The following is a 17,132-nucleotide window of genomic DNA, read 5'->3' on the forward strand; positions in this document are numbered from 1 at the left end:
GGCACTGGCCTTGCCAGCTGCACGACGATGGGTGGCAACATCAAGGGCAACTTCTCGTGCGTCGCCCCGGATGGCATCTGCGCCCCGAGTTCGACGATCGATGATCGCGCATTGGCGATGATCGCCGGCGAGGACGGCGATCGCATGATTACGCCCGCTGGTCCCTACAGCGTGCCCGCAAGCGACGGTCGCGGCCCTCAGAGTATCGCCGCGCGCTCGGTAAGTGGCGGCTTCCAGGCCGCATCAGCCGCGCCGGCGCGTAGCCAAGAGCGGGTGCTGCGCATCGTATTCCCCGCGCAGATCGACGCGGCGGGTCGCCTTCGCGAGCAGACCGCCATTCATGCCGTGGTTGAGCGTGGCGAGTGGCAGCAGGCTCTCGCTGCGAACGCGGTTGCGACCACGCCCTCCGAGGTAGCATCGGCGACGGGCGGCGATACTCTCCTCGCCGCGGTCGATCGGGCCGCCCCCCCCGTCACCGCGTCCGCGGATCCCGCCTTTGATCCCGACATGCCGAGCGCGGCTGCGGTTGCCGCTGCGCGCGTGCAGGCCGATCCTGTTGGCGACATCAAGGACCAGGTCGCTCGCCAGCTCGCGCGCAATCCAAGACGCGTGCCGGTGGCCACCCGGCCCACGTTCCGCCCTGCGCCGACAGGGGTAGCCGTCCAGACTGCACCCGTGGCTCCTGCCTCCCCGCCTCAGGCGCGAACGGCGACGACACAGCCGGTCGGCCCCGCCAAAACCCCCGCCCCTTCCCCTTCCGCGTCTGTTCGCCCTGTCGCGACGACGCCAACGGCGACGTCGGCCGTCACCGTCCCGCTTCATGCAACCCAGGCGGGTCGGACCGCGATCGCATCGGTCGCGGCAAACCCGGCAATCCGTGCGGGGCTCGCGCGCGTCGAGCCTGACGCGCGCGAAGCCGCCAAGGCCAACGGCGTCGTACCGGTGCTGCGCGCTCCCTCATTCCCCGGAGTGGATCAATGAGCTTCCTAAGCGGCCTGCTGGCGATGATCCTTGGCGATAATGCCAAGCCTGAGGGCGGACGGCCCGACACGGCGGTGCCGCGCTTCGTTCACTGGCTGCCGTATCGCAGCTTCGACCCGAAGACGAAGATCTTCTACAATAGCGCGACCCGCGGGTTCGTCCTCGAGTGCACGCCGATGCTCGGCGCGACCGAGCAGAGCCATGAAATGCTCGCGCAATTCCTCTCTGAAGGCATTCCGACGCCGGGCGCGCTGCAGGTTCATGGCTGGATGAGCCCGCGCATCAGCGAGTTGCTCTCCAAGTGGTATCTGCCGCGCTATTCGGCGGCCGGCGTCTATGAGCGCATGGCCAAGCACCGTACCGAGTATCTGCTCGGTGGCGTGTGGAACTCGCTGTCGTCCGCAGCGCCCTTCCACATGCGCAATCACCGGCTCGCCATCTCCTATTCGACGCCGGAATCGAGCCGCGTGTCCAACGAGGAAATCGTCTCCGTGATGGAGGGCCTCGCGTCCGCGCTGGAGTCCATCGGCGTCCATTCGCGCGCCATGGATCCCAAGGCGCTCATCACCTGGATCGATGACCTGACCTCACCGACGACGGCACCGGGTGACGACACGATCACCTACAATCCGTTCGATCCCATCGCCGATCAGGCGGTACGGCACGATCTTGAGATGAAGATCGAGCCCGATCGGATCCTGCTCCGGACCGAACGGTTCCGCCCAACGGGCAAGACGGTCGATAATGCACCCGAGATCGGCGAGATCTACCCCGACACCTTCGACGTGCGCTCGTTCTCGGTGCGCAACTTGCCGCAGCGTTGGGCGCCGTGGGATATGGCCAAGCTCATCGGCGACATGTTCGCCGACAAGCTGCGCATGCCCTGCCCCGTGTCGACCAACCTGTGTCTCGACTTCCCGGATGCGGAGGCCGAGGGGCAGCGCGCCGGTCGCAAGTTCATGCGGACCACGAGCCTTGCGGACTCCAAGTCGGCGCGCATGCTGCCGCAGCTGAAGGATCAGTCGGCCGAGTGGAAGTTCGTCAAGGACGAGCTGCGTCAAGGCCGCAAGCTCGTGCAAGCCTTCTTCTCGGTCACCTCTTTCAGCCCGAAGGGCAAGGGTGACTCGAACGAGCGGACGCTGAAGTCGGTGTACCGCGCCGCAGGCTGGGACCTGCTCGACGATCGCTATCTGCAGATCCAGGGCCTGCTCGCCGCTATGCCGATGACAATGGCGAACGGACTGTCGTTCGACCTCAAAAACATGAAGCGCATGCGGACGGTTCTGACCACGACCGCAGCGAGCCTCATGCCGCTGCAGGGCGAGTATCTGGGTGGCCTCCAACCGCACCTCATGCTGGTTGGCCGGCGTGGACAGCCGTTCTTCTGGTCGCCGTTCGAGAACACCGCCGGCAATCACAATGTCGCAGTGTGCGGCAAGTCGGGCTCGGGCAAGTCGGTCGCTCTGCAGGAGCTGTGCGCCTCGATGGTTGGAGCCGGCGCGAAGGTCGTCGTGATCGACGACGGTCGCTCGTTCGAGCACTCGGCCAAGCTGCAGGGCGGCGCCTTCGTCGAGTTCACCATGGCGTCTGGCTTCTGCATCAACCCGTTCGCGATGATCGACCCTGAGCTTGCCGGGCAGGATGAGGACTATCTCATGGACTGCTTTGCGATGCTGAAAAGCATCGTGAACCAGATGGCGCGGCACATCGACAAGCTCAACGACACCGAGCGCGGCCTGATCGACGGTGCCATCAACAAGGTGTGGGCGGCGAAGGGGCGTAGCGGTTGCATCGATGACGTGATCGCTGCCCTCGAGGAGACGGGTAATCCGGTTGCGACCGACCTCGGTATCGCCATGCGCCCGTTCTCGAGTGCGGGCACCTATGGCCGCTTCTTCACCGGCGACGTGTCGTTCCAGCTGAAGGCGAACCTGACCGTCTTCGAGCTGTCGGACCTGTCGTCGCGCGAGGAGTTGCGCTCGGTCGCGCTCACCGCGATCATGTTCATGGCGAGCCAGGCGATGCGCCGGGAGGATCGCTCCGTGCCCAAGGCGCTGCTCCTCGACGAGGCCTGGCAGATGCTGAAGGGCGGCTCCATGGCCGACTTCATCGAGGCCTATGCGCGTACCTGCCGCAAGTACGGTGCCTCGCTCGTCACCGCCACGCAGAGCATCAACGACTACTACAAGTCGGATGGCTCCAAGGCGGCGCTCGAGAACAGCGACTGGTTCGTCGTGCTGCAGCAGAAGGCCGAGACGATCGCCGACTTCAAGAAGCACGATCGCTTCGAGATGGACGATTACACGGATGCGCTGATGCGCTCGCTGAAGCGCAACGGCGTCGAATATTCCGACGTGCTCATCAAAGGCCCGGAATCGATGGCGGTCGGTCGCCTCGTGCTCGATCCCTACTCCGCGACCGTCTTCTCGTCCTCACCGCGCACCTTCGCGGCGATCCACGACCTGCTCGATCATGGTCTGACGATGGAAGAGGCGATCGAGCGCGTCGCCTACCCCGAGAACCCTGAAAAGTGGAGCGACGCCGGCGACGACGCGCTTCCGATCGCCGCGGAGTGACCGTCATGGCAACGCACGCAAACCCCCTTCTCCCGCTCGCCGCGCCCAAAAGGGCCGGACGGGTCGACTATGGCTTCCTGCTCTACTTTGGGCTGCACATGGCGGGCTTTCTCGCCACGACGTTGCTCATGACGTGGGGGCTCTTCGTGCTCTTCTTCCTCGTCCTGGGCGGCCTGTCGCTCGATGGGATGATGCACCACCTCCAGAACATGACCAGTCGCTATCTGGCGGCCGGATCTGACCGCGTCGACCAGTTCAAGATCACGGTGGGTATAGCGCACCTGATCCTGTCGACCGCCCTCATCTTCTTCCGCCGGCACGCCATCCTGCCGCGCGACCCTGCCGCCCGGGAGCGCCAAGCATGACCGAAGCATCGAGTGTCGACCGCAACGACGATGGCCTTGGCCTGTCGCCCGGTCTCGAAACCACGCCGGTCCGTGCATCGGGCCGCGCGGTGCCGCGGCGGGCTGTCTTCGCGGGCTACACGATGCCGCAGCTCCTTGTCGGCGCGGCGCTCCTGCTGGCCCTGATCTGGGCCATGTGGATCAGCAAGGCCGTTATGGCCGAGAAGCCGCAGCACATCGTGAAGGCGGACCTATCGCGCATTGTCGGCGAATACGTGCAGGCGCAGGCCCGCAGTGCCACGCCGCCCGACCAGGTGCAGGCGCAGATGCGGACCTTCATGGCGGCGCTTGATACCGAGCTTCAGCGGCGTGGCGCCGCAGGGCAGGTCGTCCTCGTCGGCGAGGCGGTCCTGTCGAAGAGCGTCCCCGACATCACCGGCGAGGTCGCCAAGGCTGTCTATTCGACCGGTGTTCGCGTGCCGCAGCCCGCCTCTCCCGCTCAGATGGGTGCCATGATGCGTGGACAGGCTCCGACTGCTCCCGTTGCTGCCCCCGTCGCCGTTGCGCCTGAAGTCACGCAGATTCCGACTGGTGCTCCCGCCCCATCGCCCTTTGGCGCGGTAGGGATGGACACGGCTCAAGCGGTCCCCGCCCCGGCCCCCGACCTTAGCGCTGCTGGCGCCAGCGTCTCGACCTTTGGTGGTCCCAGTGGCCAGTAACGCGGTCAGCGCACCGGCGCCGACTGAGCGCTTTCGGCCGAGGAAACGGCTTTGGGCGGCGCTCGGCCTTTTCATCGCTGGTGGCGCGTCGCTCAATGCACTCGCGGAATGGCGCGATACCCACGCCCTGCTCATCAACTCGTCAGAGTCGTTGCCGAATTGGGCCTTCGTGATCCACAAAACTGCGACGCCAGCGCGCGGTGAATACGTCTTCTTCGTGCCTCCTGCCTCGCCGCTCGTCGTTCGGCACTTCGGTGCAAAGAAGCAGATGTTCGGCAAGATCGTCTATGGCATGCCGGGCGACCTGGTTGAGCATCGCGGCGCCGACGTCATCGTCGCCGGTAAGCTCGTCGCGCACATGAAACCGCTGACAAAGTTCGGCGAACGACTTGTACCCGGCCCGACCGGCATCATTCCGCGTGACTGCTATTTCGTCGGTAGTCCGCACAAGGATGGCTTTGACAGCCGGTATGCGGCGATCGGCTTCGCGTGCGCGAACAAGATCGTCGGCGTCGGAAAGCCGATCCTGTGAAGCGGGCGCTGGAGTCCGTCGCGATCGTCGCCCTCCTCTCGGTTTCGCTGAGCTCGGCGACCCGCGCGAGCGACCATGGCATCGTCGGGCAGACATTCCCGATCGTGGAGCCGGATCTGCTCGCTACGATCGAGGCGAAGCTCCAGCGGCTGCAGGCGAATGGCGACATCGATCGCATGAATGCGGCCTTCGCTCGCAGGGCGGAGGCCCGCGTGCGGCGTCCGAAACCCGTCGCCGGTATCACCCCCGCGACCGAAGCGCGGACCTGGGCCTATGACCCGACGATCACGATCGAGCGCGACGTTCAAGATCAAAAGGGCAACTACATCGCCCGGCGTGGTCAGACGGTAAATCCACTCGATTTCACCGCCGTCACCCAGGCTCTGGTGTTCGTCGACGGTGACAACAAGGCCGAGATGGCGTGGGCGACCGCCCAATACAGCGACCTCAAGGCCAAGATCATCCTCGTCAGCGGCTCCCCCCTCGAGGAGATGACGGCGCGGCAACGCCGCTTCTACTTCGATCAGGAAGGTCGCCTGACGGGCAAGCTCGGCATCCGGCACACACCCGCCGTCGCCGTGCAGGACGGCCGCGTCATGAAGCTCTCCGAAATCAAGCTGAAGGGAAACAGCTGATGCCTCTGTGGCTCGATCTCCTGAAGACGCCGATGGCAGCGCCGGAAACGGCGGAGCTGCGCGGTATGCGCCGCACCTTCCAGTTCCTGTGCGTGGCATCTGCGGTTGGCGTCCTCGCCATCTCTCCGCTTGTGAAGCTCTTTGGTCGCCCCGCGTCCTTCGTGGTGGCGGCCGTCCTCGCGACGACGGCCCTTCACACGGCGCTCTACGTTTTCCGGAAGAACCGCGCGGACAACGCCTACCTCGACGCCGCCACTTCGCCGGAGGAGGCCGCGTGAAAGGCCTGCGCCTCCTCACCCTCGCGCTCTCCGTGTTCGCCCTATCGGCGGTGTTGAGCCCGCGCGCGGAGGCGCAGTCGAAGTGTACCGGCAAGTTCGTGAACCCGATCACGGATGTGTGCTGGTCGTGCCTGTTCCCGCTTTCGGTCGGTGGCCTCAAGATCTGGCCGAGCAATCGTCCCGACACAGACAACCCCAGCTTGCCCGTCTGCGCCTGCGGATCACCCGTCCCGCGCATCGGTATTTCGGCCGGCTTTTGGGAGCCGGTGCGTCTCGCCGACGTGTCGACCAAGCCATGGTGTTTCGTGAACCTCGGCGGGACCAAGATCTCGCCCGGCTTCGACATCGGACAGGGCAATTTGTCGGGGCCGTCGCAGAAAGGTGGGAACGGACAGAACACGTCGAAGTGGCATGTCCACTGGTACGTATATCCGCTGCTCTACTGGATGGAGATCCTCGCAGACTTCGCCTGCTTCGAGCAATCGTCCTTCGACATCGCCTATATGACCGAGGTCGATCCGCTCTGGCAGGACGACTCTCTCACCGCGCTCATCAATCCTGAGGCGGTGCTCTTCTCCTCACCGATCGCGCAGGCCGCGTGTGCCGGTGACTGCATCGCAGCGACCGCCAAGCTGCCTCTCGATGCGACCTTCTGGTGCGCTGGCTGTCAGGGACCGATGTACCCCGTCAACGGCAACATCGCTGCCTCGATCGGCCACGTTCAGGCGTCGCGCCTGGCGCTTGCGCGCTTCGCCTTCAAGATCCACCGCGAGGGCCTCGCGTGGGGCACGATGGGCTCCAAGGGCCTCTGCAACAAGTACCCGATGCCGGTGCTGCGCAAGCAGCAATACCGCGTCCAGATGACCAACCCGATCCCGACCGTCAGCGGCAAGTATGCCTGCTCGCCTCTAGGTGCCTCGACCATGCCCCCGCAGGCTGGCCGGGCCTTCCCCGTGAAGGGCGAGGACATGGGCTACCTCGTCTGGCGCAAGCGCAACTGTTGCGTGCTGTGAGGAACCACTGACATGCGTCGCTTCACCATCGTCCTCGCTCTGGTCGCCACGATCGGCGGGATTCAGGCAATCGCTCAGACCGTCGACGGTCTGGATCTCGACGCCATCAAGCGCCGCTCGGCGGCCATGCAGGGCGATGCCGAGACGTTCGCCGACCACGTCCGCAATCGTGGCGACGCCTTCCGCGAAGAAGCCGTGGCGGTCCAGACCAAGGCCACCGGAAACCTCGTCGAGCTGGCGAAAGCCGACCTGCCGGTGAACGGCGACGGTGCTTTCGATTTCGATGAGATCATCAAGGGCGCCAGCCAGAACGTCTCGTCGACAGGCCGGGGCGACGCGCCTCAGTTCATAGCGTTCGCCAGCCTCTCGATGCCGGTGCCGGCGCTTCGCCAGCTGATCGCCGACACGGCGAAGGCCGGGGGTGTGGTCGTCTTTCGCGGTTTCCCTGGCAATTCGATGAAGGCGTTCAGCGAGGCGTTGAGCAAGGTCGTGACCGAGAAGGACCAGCTCTCGAACGTCGGCATTGATCCCCGGCTTTTCCGTGCCTTCGATGTTCAGGCCGTGCCGACCTATGTGGCGGTGTCCTCCGACTTCGACCTGTGCTCGGGCCTTAACTGTCGCACCGCGGTGCCCGCGCACGATCGCATCACCGGTAACGTCTCGGTCCGCTATGTGCTCGATACCTTCGTGTCGGCCCGCGGACCGGGTGCCGGTGTCGCCTCCGTCGCGCTGCGCAACATGGCGAAGGCCAGCTAGATGAAGCGGGTCGCCGCCTCCCTGTTTCTCGCCATCCTCGTGGGTGGCGCCAGCGGCGTCATCGCGCAGACGACGATCGAAGAGGCGCGTCAGCAGGGCAATGCCATGGGCAAGGCGATGCGCGCCGATGATAGCCTCGGCCCGAATGAGCTGAAGCTGCAGGAGCTGCCCGGGTATGGCGGCACCGATCTGCCAGAGAAGGGCTATTTCGACGATCCCGACAAGCTGACGATGGATGGGAAAGTCGCCGCGCCGACGAGCGACGCATACGGCACCGTTACCGACAAGGGCGGCACGCGGCCGAGCTTCAGCAATGCCGAAATCCTCGCTGCGACCTCGCGGGGCACCGCGATCGAGAAGGATCCCGAGACCTATCTCGGCGGGCAGGACATTGGCGGAAGCCAAGGCACCTGCACCGCGCTTCCCCCATCGGTGGGCTCGAAGGGCTATTACGAAGCGACGTGCAACAAGGGCTCGAAGGTCACGCAGGCCAACGAGATCTGCCGCGGCAATATGGTCCCGCACGTCGTCAACACCGCCCGCTATTTCTACTACGGCGTTCTCGACAAGAACGAGGGCTACGGCTTTGCCCGCAATAGCGTCATGCAGGCTCGGACCGCGGCCGGCGTCTGCCGTACCGAGCCGGTGTCGAAGCACATCTGCGACGCGCAGATCGACCTCGGCGCAGGCGGCACCAACGTCGAGGACTATCGCAAATTCTGTAAGGGCAAGCTGAGCGGCACGGCGCAGCTCTATTCCTGTTCGAGCGAGCTTCCCGCCAGTGACACGGGTAGCCACCAGAATTTTCGCACCGGCACGGTCTACTTGAAGAAGGAAGGCGAAGTCAGCGTGTCCGTCACTCGCAACGAGGGCACCTGCCCGTCGCTTGCCGCAGACACCAGCTGCACGCCGCAGGCGGCCGAGGTGTGCACCGAGGGCCCTGAAACACGCACGATTGAAGGCTTGCCAGTGACGCAGAGCTGCTGGGCCTGGTCGCGCACCTTTACCTGCCAACGGCTCGAACCGGCGAGCGACTGCGGCTCGCTGGACGACAACAAGCAGTGCAAATTCCTGCGCGACGAATGTCTCGACGATCCCCAGTCGGGGGCCTGCAAGGTATCGCAGCGCGTCTATAGCTGCCCGCTGCCGGATGACCCGGCGTCGACCGACAAGCAGTATGTCTGCGGCAACGACGTCTACTGCCTCAACGGCAACTGCGAGCAGATCGAGCGCGAAGCCTCGACCGAGTTCAAGGACGCGCTCGTCGCGCTTCACTCGATCGGCGACGCCGGCAAGCAGTTCGATCCGAACAACCTGACGGTCTTTTCCGGCGAGCGCGGGACCTGCAACAAGAAGATCTTTGGCGCGTCCAATTGCTGTTCGGGCAAGGGTGTGCCGTTGCTGACGCCTTGGCTGTGCAGCTCGGCCGAGAAGCAACTCGACGAGAAGGACGACAAGGGGCTGTGCCACAAGGTCGGCTCCTATTGTTCGGACAAGGTGCTCGGCATCTGCGTCACGTCGAAGGACGCCTATTGCTGCTTCGGCAGCAAGCTATCCCGCATCCTGCAGGAGCAGGGCCGCCAGCAGATCAACAAGCCGTGGGGCAAGCCCAAGGACGAGACCTGCAAAGGCTTCACCATCGAGGAGTTTCAGCGCCTCGACCTGTCGAAAATGGATTTCTCGGAGGTCTATGCCGAGTTCATGGACGCCGCGAAATTGCCCGACGAGGTCAGTGTCATGACCGACATCCAGCAGAAAATTCAGGGGTATTATGACCTTCACGGGGGCAAATGATGTGGAAGGTCCGGGGGGACCATGCGCCGTCGACATGTCGGTGCTCGACCTCGCCATCTTCCTGCGGATCCACCGCTCCGGGCGCGGCACGTCAGCCGGCGAGGTCGCACAGACGGTCGGGCACTGGTTCGACTGTCAGATCGACCCGCGAGAGATCGAGCGATCGTTTCCTCGCATGGTCGACGCCGGTTGGCTCGTGCGCCGCGACAGCGGGATGCGCGCCACGATCAAGGGCCGCAAGCACGGCCGCAGTCACCTCCGTGGGATCGTCCGCATGCTCGATCAGGGCACCAAGATGCTCGACGTCGCGCGGATGATGCACGTCCTTCAACTCGCAATGATTGAGCTCGACGGGGAGCACGACGATGATGACGATCAGGGATAACCGCCGCGGCCGCGTCGCCGCCACGCTTCTCATGCTCCTCGCAGCTGCCGCGCCGGTCGCGGCGCCGGCGGGGGCGCAGTCGCTCGATCTCCAATCAGTGGCGATGGCCGATGCCGGCGACGACGCGGAGAGCGAGGACCAGGTGCAGCCTGAGGTCCTCGAGGCAAACGTCGATACGCCTGTTCAGGGTGACGATTTCTACTGCGGCCAGCGCCGCCTCGGGCAGTGGTTCTATTGCGAGCGTCCGAAGACCCCCCCCAAGTCCCCGCAACCTGCCCAGCAGGCTCAAGCATCGGCGACGGACCGGATGAAGGCGATCTCCAAGCAGCTCAACGAGCTGAAGAACCGCGCCATCCTCGAGCCGACCGAGGCCAACGTCATTGCCTATGTGCGCTATCAGCGCGAGCAGTTGGATCGGGCCTCCACCTTCTCCGACACCTGGCAGCGCGCGCTCTGGCAGAACCCCGACATCGACTACACGCTGCAGCGACCGGTCTCCACCGTCGGCAAGCGTGCCTGGACCGATAACCGCAGCGCAACGCGCGATCAGGCGCTGTCTCGTATCGGCCAGCGGTACGGCATGTTCTACTTCTTCGCGCAGAGCTGCGCCGCGTGCGAGGTCTTCTCTCCGATCCTCCGCTCGGTCGCCGACAGTCATCGTATGACCGTGATGGCCGTCTCAACCGATGGTGGTCCGAGCCGAACCTTCCCCAATTACGTGGTCGACAGCGGCCAGCGCGAGCGCATGGGCGTGCCGCTGGCCACGCCTGCGCTCGTCCTCTTCGACACCGTGACCCGCAAGACCGTGCCCATCGGCTTCGGCGTCATGTCGGCCGACGAGGTCATGGAGCGGATCTTCATGCTCACCAACACCAAGCCGGGTCAGGATTTCTGATGACCGCTACCACCTGCAAACCCCGCCCCTCCCCCTTCCGCGTCTTCCTGCGGCGGTCCGCCGCGGTCGTCGCGTGCCTCGGGGCCGCGAGCATGATCCCGGTCGACATCGCGCGTGCCGACGTCGCCGGGCAGATGAATAGCTTCTTCCAGGACGCGGGCGGCGCCGCCAATGTCACTGGCCCCAGCGCATATCAGGGCCAGAGCGCCGGATACTATTCGATGGGCAATGTCTGGACCCGCTTCCCGCAAAAGAGCGTGCAGCCGCTCAATCTCCAGATGCCGAGCGTGCGCGCCGGGTGTGGCGGCATCGACATCTTCACCGGCTCCTTCTCGTTCATCAACGGCGCCGAGATGGTCGCTATGCTGAAGGCGACCGCGAACAACGCGCTCGGCTTCGCGTTCCAGCTCGCGATCGACAGCGTCTCGCCCGAAATCGGCAAGGTCATGGATGGCATGGCCAACAAGGCGCAGCAGATGAACCAGATGAACATCTCGTCGTGCGAGGCAGCGCAGGGCCTGGTGGGGGGCCTATGGCCGAAGATGGCCGGAGCGCGGTCCAACGTCTGCGCAGCGATCGGCAACAGCCAAGGTATCTTCTCCGACTGGGCGCGGTCCCGTCAGGAGTGCGGACCGGGAAATAAGCAGGAGTCGACGATCGACGCCAACACCGATCCCAAGGTGGCGGAGAATGCGGCCGGCACGCCGCGCAACTACACCTGGGACGCAATCCAGAAGTCCAATAAGTTCGGCACCTTCGATCAGGCGTTCTCGGAATACCTGATGACCCTCGTCGGCACGATCATCGTCAACCCGAAGGGTGGCGATGACGGCGGCCCGGCTGTGGTCTTTCATGGGCCTGCCGAGGAGGCGGTCGTCACCGCCCTTCTCGATGGTACGGGCACGGGCGGGCAACCGGTCAAGTTTCTGAAGTGCGACGAGCAGCTGAAGTGCCTCAAGGTCACCGAACAGAATCTTCAGATCGCGACCGGACTTCGCACGAAGATCAAGGGCATGATCGACTCGATCAACTCGAAGATCCGCACCGACAGCGCGCTCGACGTTGGGGAGCAGCAGCTCCTCAATATGACGACGATCCCGCTCTACAAAATGCTCGCGGTCCAAGCGATGGCACACCAGAGCTTTAATCCCGGTGAGACGAACGCTCTTGCCGAGATCGTCGCTGTGAACATGCTCTCGGCGATGATCGACAACATGCTCGATCGGATCAGCCAGTCATCGGTCCAGGTCCAGTCGGGTGACGTCGACGTCAGCAAGGCATGGCGCGAGCAGCTGGCGTCGGCACGTGACCGCTACTCGCAGCGCGACTTCAAGCTGAACGACAAGCTCAATCAGACGATCTTCCTCATCAACAAATCCGTGATGCTGGAATCGACCCTGCAGAACAGCATGTCGCCGGCGATGGCCGCTTCGCTCAATTTCTCGCGCGGGCTGAGCGCGCAGGGCCTCAACTAAGGACGAACGGCATGGTCGAGGTCTTCACGATCGGCGGTGGCGAATACATCGTCAACACGTTCAACGCCGTCGCAGCGTGGACGGGAGGGGGCGGCTACCGTTCGCTCCTTCGCGTCGTCATGGTCCTCGGCCTGATCTATTCGCTTCTGTGCGTCGCCTTCACGATGAACGTCCGCGTCTGGATGAACTGGTTCATTGGCTCGACGCTCATCTACATGTGCTTGATGGTCCCTACCGTGTCGGTGAAGGTGACCGACCGCATCAACCCGTCGCTGGCCCCTGCCGCCGTTGCCAACGTGCCCCTCGGGCTGGGCGTGATCGCGAGCTTCACCAGTCAGGTCGGTGACTGGCTCACCCGCACGGCCGAGACGGTCTTCACGATGCCAAGCCAGCTGAACTACTCAACCAACGGCATGGTCTATGGCGCGCGCCTTTTCGACGCGACGCGCAATTTCGAGATCCGCGACGCCGAGTTTGCGACCAACCTGTCGGCGCATTTCAAGAACTGCGTGTTCGGCGACATCATGCTCGGTCAGAAGTCGATGACCGACTTGGCGAACGCGAAGGACCTATGGAGCGCGATGGGGCCGGGTTCGGTCGCCCGGTCGCAGCCTTGGGTCAGCCGCAACGGTGCGTCGGTGACAAGCGACATCATCACGTGCAACAACGCCTACAACCTGCTCTCAGAGCAATGGACGCCGATGATCGCGGCGCACACGCCGATCTGGTCGAAGCAGGCCTTCCCCAAACTCTCGACCGCCGTCGCCTCGGCTAAGCTTCGTGCCGATGTTCCGATCGTCAATCAGGCCTTCACCGCCTCGAGCGCCAACTACGAAGCCGTGATGCGGCAGAACACGGCGATCAACGCGTTCATGCAGGCTCGCGACGGGATGGCCGGCGGTCCGGGCGCGGCGTCGATCGATACCTTCGCCACGACGCGGGCGGACATTCAGGCGCGCAACACGTACAACTCGATCGCCCAACAGGCGATGAGCTGGGTTCCGATCCTCAACATCGTGCTCACGGTCGTGTTCTACGCGATGTTCCCGGTGATTTTCCCGCTCTTCCTGATGCCTCAAACGGGGGTCGGGGCGCTCAAGGGCTATCTGACCGGGTTCTTCTACCTCGCGTCTTGGGGGCCGCTGTACGTCATCCTCCACATGATCTGCATGACGCGCGCCACCAGTGCCGCCCAGGGCGCAGCGGAAGGAGGTATGTCGCTAGGCACGTTCGCGGGCATCGGCGCCGTCAATGCCGAGACGGCCACGATCGCCGGCTTCATGCTGATGAGTGTGCCCTTCCTCGCGGCGGGTCTCGCCAAGGGCGCGATGAGTATCTCGGGTCAGGCGACATCGGTCCTCAACCCGGCTCAGAACGCAGCTGAAGCGGCTGCGGCCGAGCAGACGACCGGCAACTATTCTTATGGCAACACGAGCTTCGCCAACTCGACATCGAACATGCGTCAAAGCAACAATTGGCAAGACACACCCATGTTTTCGTCGGGTGCTGCCGGTTCGAGCTTCCGATTTGACAATGGTGCCACCGCAAGCAGCTATGGCAACGGCCACTCCGTAATTGATACAAACGGGGCAATTAGTCGATTTGAGAGCACGCCGACCCTCAATGCGGGCTTCCTTTCGGATATGAAGACCACGAAGAGCGCCTATGACCGATCTGCTGAAAGTGACGAGGCCTCTGCAGCGGCGTTGACGACATATAGCCAGACGGGTCGTTGGGCCACCGGGGTTTCTGCCGAGCAAATCCGAGGCTGGGAAACGGGATCAACCTCGCAGCATACTGCGACGGTCGACCGGAGCGTCCGTAACAGTCAGGGCACATCTACCGGCCTCGAGGATCAAAGCGCCATTACGCAATCGAGGCGGCTTACCGACGGCAACAATCGTAGCGCTGAGACAATCGACACTGTTCGTGGCACGATCGGAGCCAGCATCGGCGGGGGTGGCGGTCGCCGTTCCAGTCCTGCTCCGGAAGGGGCAGGCGCCAACACTCCAACGACGGGCCGCGGCGGATTGCTCGGTCGTGCCGTTGGTGCTCTTCCCTCGATTGGTGGAGAGGTCTCCAAGACCGGGATCCAAGGCGACCGCCTCAGTCACAACGCGGATCAATCTCGCGGCACTGATGATCGCAATTCGACGACGCAGAGCGTCCGCGACGACACCACTGTCGCCAACGGCGCAAGCATCGGCGATACCGACACAAACCGCTCCGGGACGTTCGCTCGCGGCAGCACCAGTCGCAGTTCGTCGCTTTCGCGCGAAGAGGCCCTTGCCCGGGCGCATTCGTTCGAGGAGCGCGCGCGCCAGTCGCGTGAGAGGGCACAGCAGCTCTCCCAAGATATCAGCTATGCCGAAACGCATAGCATGCAGATGAGCACCAACCTCAGTGCTGAGCTTGGTGATTGGTACGCCCGCGAGAGCCAGAAAGCCGGTGGGCTTGATGCGCCTGGGCTTCATGAAGTTGGCCTGACCGGTCATCGCCGGCAGGTGCGCGATACCTTGATCGCGAAGTTCCTTTCTGAACGTCAGGAAGGTATGTTCAACGAGGTACAGGGCCAGCTCCATCTAAATGACCCGCATGAGCTGAGTGGTCCGGCGCTGGCCGGCGCAGGAGCCATAGAGAAGATGTATAAGCCCGGCGGCCTGATAGATGCTGGCGGCCCTGGGCAGTCAGCCGCACCCGTCGCTGCGGCCGAGGCGATTGAGGCAGGGTCGGGCAAGGTGCAGGATGCGCGTAGTCTGGCTACGGCGCAGCGCTCTTCTACCGTTATGGCTGCGCAGCCCGTGAAGGCAGAGATCGACGAAAAGCTTGGAAAGGGCTTCTTCGTCGACCCCTCGCTGAGGAAGTGAAGCCTAACTCCAGAACCAAAGAAGGAGGCCGACGAAACATGCACCGTAGACTGCCAAATAGGCAAGCTGATGGCTTCGTGGTGCATCCGCAGCCGGAGCTTCAACAGCCGGGATTTCAGACGCCGGCGTCGCGATCACGCCGCCAGAGCCGCTCTGGTCTCGCGTAATCAGGTACTGGGTGAGGTCGTAGGCCATGGCACATTGCTCCCGCCGCAAGGATACAGCGTTTGTTAATGGCCATCAAGGCGTTCGCCGCACCGGAGTTCATAACGAAAACCCGTCAGCGCGACAGGTGTTTGACGGTGCGCTGCTAGGGTTTTCTTGGCTCCTGGTTATGATGATCGGACTCTTCCCGTTGGCAGAGGCATCGTTGAATAGATCACCATCGATAACGATGCCTACGACCATCGCCTTCTTCATCGCCGTCGGCAGCGGCATCTTGCTTCGAAAGCGGCACTCCTGGGTAGGTGTGGTACTCCACATCTACGGGCAGATCGCCATCTGGCTTTCCCTGTTCGTCATGTCGCTCGCTATCGTACTGGCCCTGCTGGGTCACAAATGATCCCATTCTGCCTGATCCTCGGTGACAGCACCGCAGTTGGCACCGCCGCAGCGTTGGCGATGTCGGGCATTCAGTGCGAGACGCGCGCTCGTGTTGGCGCATCTTCCAGTGACGCGCTGCGGTTCTCCCCTGAGACGTTGTCTGCCAGCCTCGTTGTCATAGCTCTCGGTTCGAACGATCCGCGCAGCCCTAAGCTTCTTCGAAATCTGGACGTCATCCGGCGTAGAACCACTGCGTCCCGGGTCGTTTGGATCGCGCCGTATAACCCGGCTGCCTCAGCGATCGTCAGGACTGTTGCCGTGACCTTCGGCGATACGGTCGTGCACCTGGACGCCTTTCGTACACAAGACGGCATCCACCCTGTCAGTTATAGCTCAGTCGCTCAGATGGTGAGTGCGCCACGACCAACACAACGCTCGCCAGGTGCCCGGTCAACCTCACCAAGCGCTCAGCGGCTCGTCCGCCAAGCCGTTGTTGTCACCTTCTAAGCCGTGGCGGGTCTTTGCAACAGGCTGAAGGTCCTCCGCAAAGAGCGTGGTTGGAGCCAAGCACAGCTCGCTGAAAGGCTTCAGATCTCACGGCAAGCGGTCAACGCGATCGAAACGGGGAAGCACGATCCATCGTTGTCTAGCGCGTTCCAGATTGCACGCCTTTTCAGTCGACCGATTGCCGAAATCTTCGGCGACTAGGTCAAGGTTTTCGGTGACGGGACGTAGGGATGTGCCTGGCGCACAACCTCTGCGGCTTTCGCAATGGCGTCGATCTCCTTCATCGTGCCGCTCTGATCAATCCTCCAATTTGACCGGGGATTGAATACGATGGGCAAAGCCGTCACCTCGCCTATCAGCTTTTCCCAGTGCGCTTCGGGCTTGCCAGTGACGCCAGCGAGTAAATGGGCGAGCAGCGCCCGAATATCGTTCGTGTCTTCCGGAGCGTCATGGTTGGCCATTGGTCACCCTTTCTCGCCGTTCTGCGGCAGTCTGAACCGGGAGGGGCTCCTATCGGTTTGCTACCGGCAAACGAAAAGGATGACCATGAGCGACGCATCTCTCGTCAACGTAAACACTGCGACGGCCGAGCAGCTGGATGCTGTTCCCGAGCTCAAAGGCCATGGTTTCGAGATTGTGCGCTACCGTGAGGAGCGCGGCAAGTTCACCGATCTTCGTCAGCTTGATGAGGTGCCCGGCATGGCCGGAAAGGCCGACGGCGGAAGGTCTGCACTGACCGTTGGCGACGCCTGATGCCTTAGCGGCGCAGGATCGGCACCGACGATACAGAAGCATGGCCGCGGCGACCGCATCCTCGGCATCGCAACCGAAT

At 63.6% G+C, this 17,132-nt stretch carries 19 protein-coding genes; 17 read left to right on the forward strand and 2 right to left on the reverse strand.

Annotated elements, in window-relative coordinates; translation table 11 throughout:
• The first annotated feature begins 27 nt into the window (after window positions 1-27).
• From ABC319_RS00120 to ABC319_RS00185, 14 genes are all read left to right on the forward strand, one after another.
• Window positions 28-981 (forward strand): conjugal transfer protein TraV, encoded by a 954-nt coding sequence (locus ABC319_RS00120; protein ID WP_413068375.1) that lies wholly within the window; start codon window positions 28-30, stop codon window positions 979-981.
• A complete protein-coding gene (traC, locus tag ABC319_RS00125; RefSeq protein ID WP_066773547.1) occupies window positions 978-3,557 on the forward strand; it encodes a type IV secretion system protein TraC in 2,580 nt (859 codons plus the stop codon). The genes ABC319_RS00120 and traC overlap by 4 nt, the downstream gene beginning before the upstream one ends.
• A 5-nt stretch (window positions 3,558-3,562) precedes the next feature.
• On the forward strand, window positions 3,563-3,922 hold the full coding sequence (locus ABC319_RS00130) for a hypothetical protein (RefSeq protein ID WP_066773545.1): 360 nt from the start codon (window positions 3,563-3,565) through the stop codon (window positions 3,920-3,922).
• On the forward strand, window positions 3,919-4,620 hold the full coding sequence (locus tag ABC319_RS00135) for a TrbI F-type domain-containing protein (protein ID WP_082731337.1): 702 nt from the start codon (window positions 3,919-3,921) through the stop codon (window positions 4,618-4,620). Before ABC319_RS00130 ends, ABC319_RS00135 begins: the two co-directional genes overlap by 4 nt.
• Window positions 4,601-5,152 carry a S26 family signal peptidase gene (locus ABC319_RS00140; protein WP_394427582.1) on the forward strand — a complete coding sequence of 184 codons (552 nt, stop codon included), beginning with the start codon at window positions 4,601-4,603 and terminating at the stop codon, window positions 5,150-5,152. Before ABC319_RS00135 ends, ABC319_RS00140 begins: the two co-directional genes overlap by 20 nt.
• On the forward strand, window positions 5,149-5,787 hold the full coding sequence (traW, locus tag ABC319_RS00145; protein WP_066773540.1) for a type-F conjugative transfer system protein TraW: 639 nt from the start codon (window positions 5,149-5,151) through the stop codon (window positions 5,785-5,787). The genes ABC319_RS00140 and traW overlap by 4 nt, the downstream gene beginning before the upstream one ends.
• Window positions 5,787-6,065, forward strand: coding sequence for a hypothetical protein (locus ABC319_RS00150; protein ID WP_066773532.1), 279 nt, complete (start codon window positions 5,787-5,789; stop codon window positions 6,063-6,065). Before traW ends, ABC319_RS00150 begins: the two co-directional genes overlap by 1 nt.
• 32 nt (window positions 6,066-6,097) lie before the next feature.
• The gene (gene traU / locus ABC319_RS00155; RefSeq protein ID WP_231728706.1) at window positions 6,098-7,078 is read left to right on the forward strand and encodes a conjugal transfer pilus assembly protein TraU; all 981 of its coding nucleotides are present in this window, start codon (window positions 6,098-6,100) and stop codon (window positions 7,076-7,078) included.
• A gap of 12 nt (window positions 7,079-7,090) precedes the next feature.
• On the forward strand, window positions 7,091-7,834 hold the full coding sequence (trbC, locus tag ABC319_RS00160; RefSeq protein WP_066773518.1) for a type-F conjugative transfer system pilin assembly protein TrbC: 744 nt from the start codon (window positions 7,091-7,093) through the stop codon (window positions 7,832-7,834).
• Window positions 7,835-9,628 carry a conjugal transfer protein TraN gene (locus tag ABC319_RS00165; RefSeq protein WP_066773516.1) on the forward strand — a complete coding sequence of 598 codons (1,794 nt, stop codon included), beginning with the start codon at window positions 7,835-7,837 and terminating at the stop codon, window positions 9,626-9,628.
• A 34-nt stretch (window positions 9,629-9,662) separates the two neighbouring features.
• Window positions 9,663-10,013, forward strand: a complete 351-nt coding sequence (locus tag ABC319_RS00170) for a hypothetical protein (protein ID WP_066708155.1) — start codon at window positions 9,663-9,665, stop codon at window positions 10,011-10,013.
• The gene (locus ABC319_RS00175; protein ID WP_231728705.1) at window positions 9,994-10,908 is read left to right on the forward strand and encodes a conjugal transfer protein TraF; all 915 of its coding nucleotides are present in this window, start codon (window positions 9,994-9,996) and stop codon (window positions 10,906-10,908) included. Before ABC319_RS00170 ends, ABC319_RS00175 begins: the two co-directional genes overlap by 20 nt.
• 92 nt (window positions 10,909-11,000) lie before the next feature.
• Window positions 11,001-12,383: a conjugal transfer protein TraH gene (locus tag ABC319_RS00180; protein ID WP_066773556.1), complete on the forward strand. Its 1,383-nt coding sequence runs from the start codon at window positions 11,001-11,003 to the stop codon at window positions 12,381-12,383.
• 11 nt (window positions 12,384-12,394) lie between these two features.
• A complete protein-coding gene (locus ABC319_RS00185) occupies window positions 12,395-15,250 on the forward strand; it encodes a conjugal transfer protein TraG N-terminal domain-containing protein (RefSeq protein ID WP_066773513.1) in 2,856 nt (951 codons plus the stop codon).
• Window positions 15,251-15,253: 3 nt separating this feature from the next.
• On the opposite strand, the gene ABC319_RS00190 is transcribed toward ABC319_RS00185, so the two are convergent.
• Complete coding sequence (locus tag ABC319_RS00190; protein WP_156442303.1) at window positions 15,254-15,445, reverse strand: hypothetical protein; 192 nt, start codon at window positions 15,443-15,445, stop codon at window positions 15,254-15,256.
• A gap of 199 nt (window positions 15,446-15,644) precedes the next feature.
• Here ABC319_RS00190 and ABC319_RS00195 point away from each other — a divergent pair, with 199 nt between their 5' ends.
• Both ABC319_RS00195 and ABC319_RS00200 read left to right on the forward strand, forming a co-directional pair.
• Entirely contained in the window at window positions 15,645-15,812 is a 168-nt protein-coding gene (locus tag ABC319_RS00195; protein ID WP_242417101.1) for a hypothetical protein, read from the forward strand.
• A gap of 491 nt (window positions 15,813-16,303) precedes the next feature.
• Window positions 16,304-16,501 carry a helix-turn-helix transcriptional regulator gene (locus ABC319_RS00200; RefSeq protein ID WP_082731336.1) on the forward strand — a complete coding sequence of 66 codons (198 nt, stop codon included), beginning with the start codon at window positions 16,304-16,306 and terminating at the stop codon, window positions 16,499-16,501.
• Here the strand turns inward: ABC319_RS00200 and ABC319_RS00205 are convergent.
• Window positions 16,498-16,761 (reverse strand): hypothetical protein, encoded by a 264-nt coding sequence (locus tag ABC319_RS00205; protein ID WP_066773505.1) that lies wholly within the window; start codon window positions 16,759-16,761, stop codon window positions 16,498-16,500. The genes ABC319_RS00200 and ABC319_RS00205 overlap by 4 nt on opposite strands.
• Before the next feature lie 85 nt (window positions 16,762-16,846).
• Here ABC319_RS00205 and ABC319_RS00210 point away from each other — a divergent pair, with 85 nt between their 5' ends.
• On the forward strand, window positions 16,847-17,053 hold the full coding sequence (locus ABC319_RS00210; RefSeq protein WP_066773553.1) for a helix-hairpin-helix domain-containing protein: 207 nt from the start codon (window positions 16,847-16,849) through the stop codon (window positions 17,051-17,053).
• Window positions 17,054-17,132 lie beyond the last annotated feature (79 nt).

Origin of the sequence: Sphingomonas phoenicis, assembly GCF_047238005.1 — a bacterium.
GTDB lineage: Bacteria > Pseudomonadota > Alphaproteobacteria > Sphingomonadales > Sphingomonadaceae > Sphingomonas.

Excerpts from the sequence above, each read along its gene's own strand:
- ABC319_RS00120 (WP_413068375.1), top strand. The coding sequence starts at position 28 with ATGGGTGGCAACATCAAGGGCAACTTCTCGTGCGTCGCCCCGGATGGC.
- traC (WP_066773547.1), top strand. The coding sequence starts at position 978 with ATGAGCTTCCTAAGCGGCCTGCTGGCGATGATCCTTGGCGATAATGCC.
- ABC319_RS00130 (WP_066773545.1), top strand. The coding sequence starts at position 3,563 with ATGGCAACGCACGCAAACCCCCTTCTCCCGCTCGCCGCGCCCAAAAGG.
- ABC319_RS00135 (WP_082731337.1), top strand. The coding sequence starts at position 3,919 with ATGACCGAAGCATCGAGTGTCGACCGCAACGACGATGGCCTTGGCCTG.
- ABC319_RS00150 (WP_066773532.1), top strand. The coding sequence starts at position 5,787 with ATGCCTCTGTGGCTCGATCTCCTGAAGACGCCGATGGCAGCGCCGGAA.
- trbC (WP_066773518.1), top strand. The coding sequence starts at position 7,091 with ATGCGTCGCTTCACCATCGTCCTCGCTCTGGTCGCCACGATCGGCGGG.
- ABC319_RS00165 (WP_066773516.1), top strand. The coding sequence starts at position 7,835 with ATGAAGCGGGTCGCCGCCTCCCTGTTTCTCGCCATCCTCGTGGGTGGC.
- ABC319_RS00170 (WP_066708155.1), top strand. The coding sequence starts at position 9,663 with ATGTCGGTGCTCGACCTCGCCATCTTCCTGCGGATCCACCGCTCCGGG.
- ABC319_RS00175 (WP_231728705.1), top strand. The coding sequence starts at position 9,994 with ATGATGACGATCAGGGATAACCGCCGCGGCCGCGTCGCCGCCACGCTT.
- ABC319_RS00180 (WP_066773556.1), top strand. The coding sequence starts at position 11,001 with ATGATCCCGGTCGACATCGCGCGTGCCGACGTCGCCGGGCAGATGAAT.
- ABC319_RS00185 (WP_066773513.1), top strand. The coding sequence starts at position 12,395 with ATGGTCGAGGTCTTCACGATCGGCGGTGGCGAATACATCGTCAACACG.
- ABC319_RS00190 (WP_156442303.1), bottom strand. The coding sequence starts at position 15,445 with ATGGCCTACGACCTCACCCAGTACCTGATTACGCGAGACCAGAGCGGC.
- ABC319_RS00195 (WP_242417101.1), top strand. The coding sequence starts at position 15,645 with ATGCCTACGACCATCGCCTTCTTCATCGCCGTCGGCAGCGGCATCTTG.
- ABC319_RS00205 (WP_066773505.1), bottom strand. The coding sequence starts at position 16,761 with ATGGCCAACCATGACGCTCCGGAAGACACGAACGATATTCGGGCGCTG.
- ABC319_RS00210 (WP_066773553.1), top strand. The coding sequence starts at position 16,847 with ATGAGCGACGCATCTCTCGTCAACGTAAACACTGCGACGGCCGAGCAG.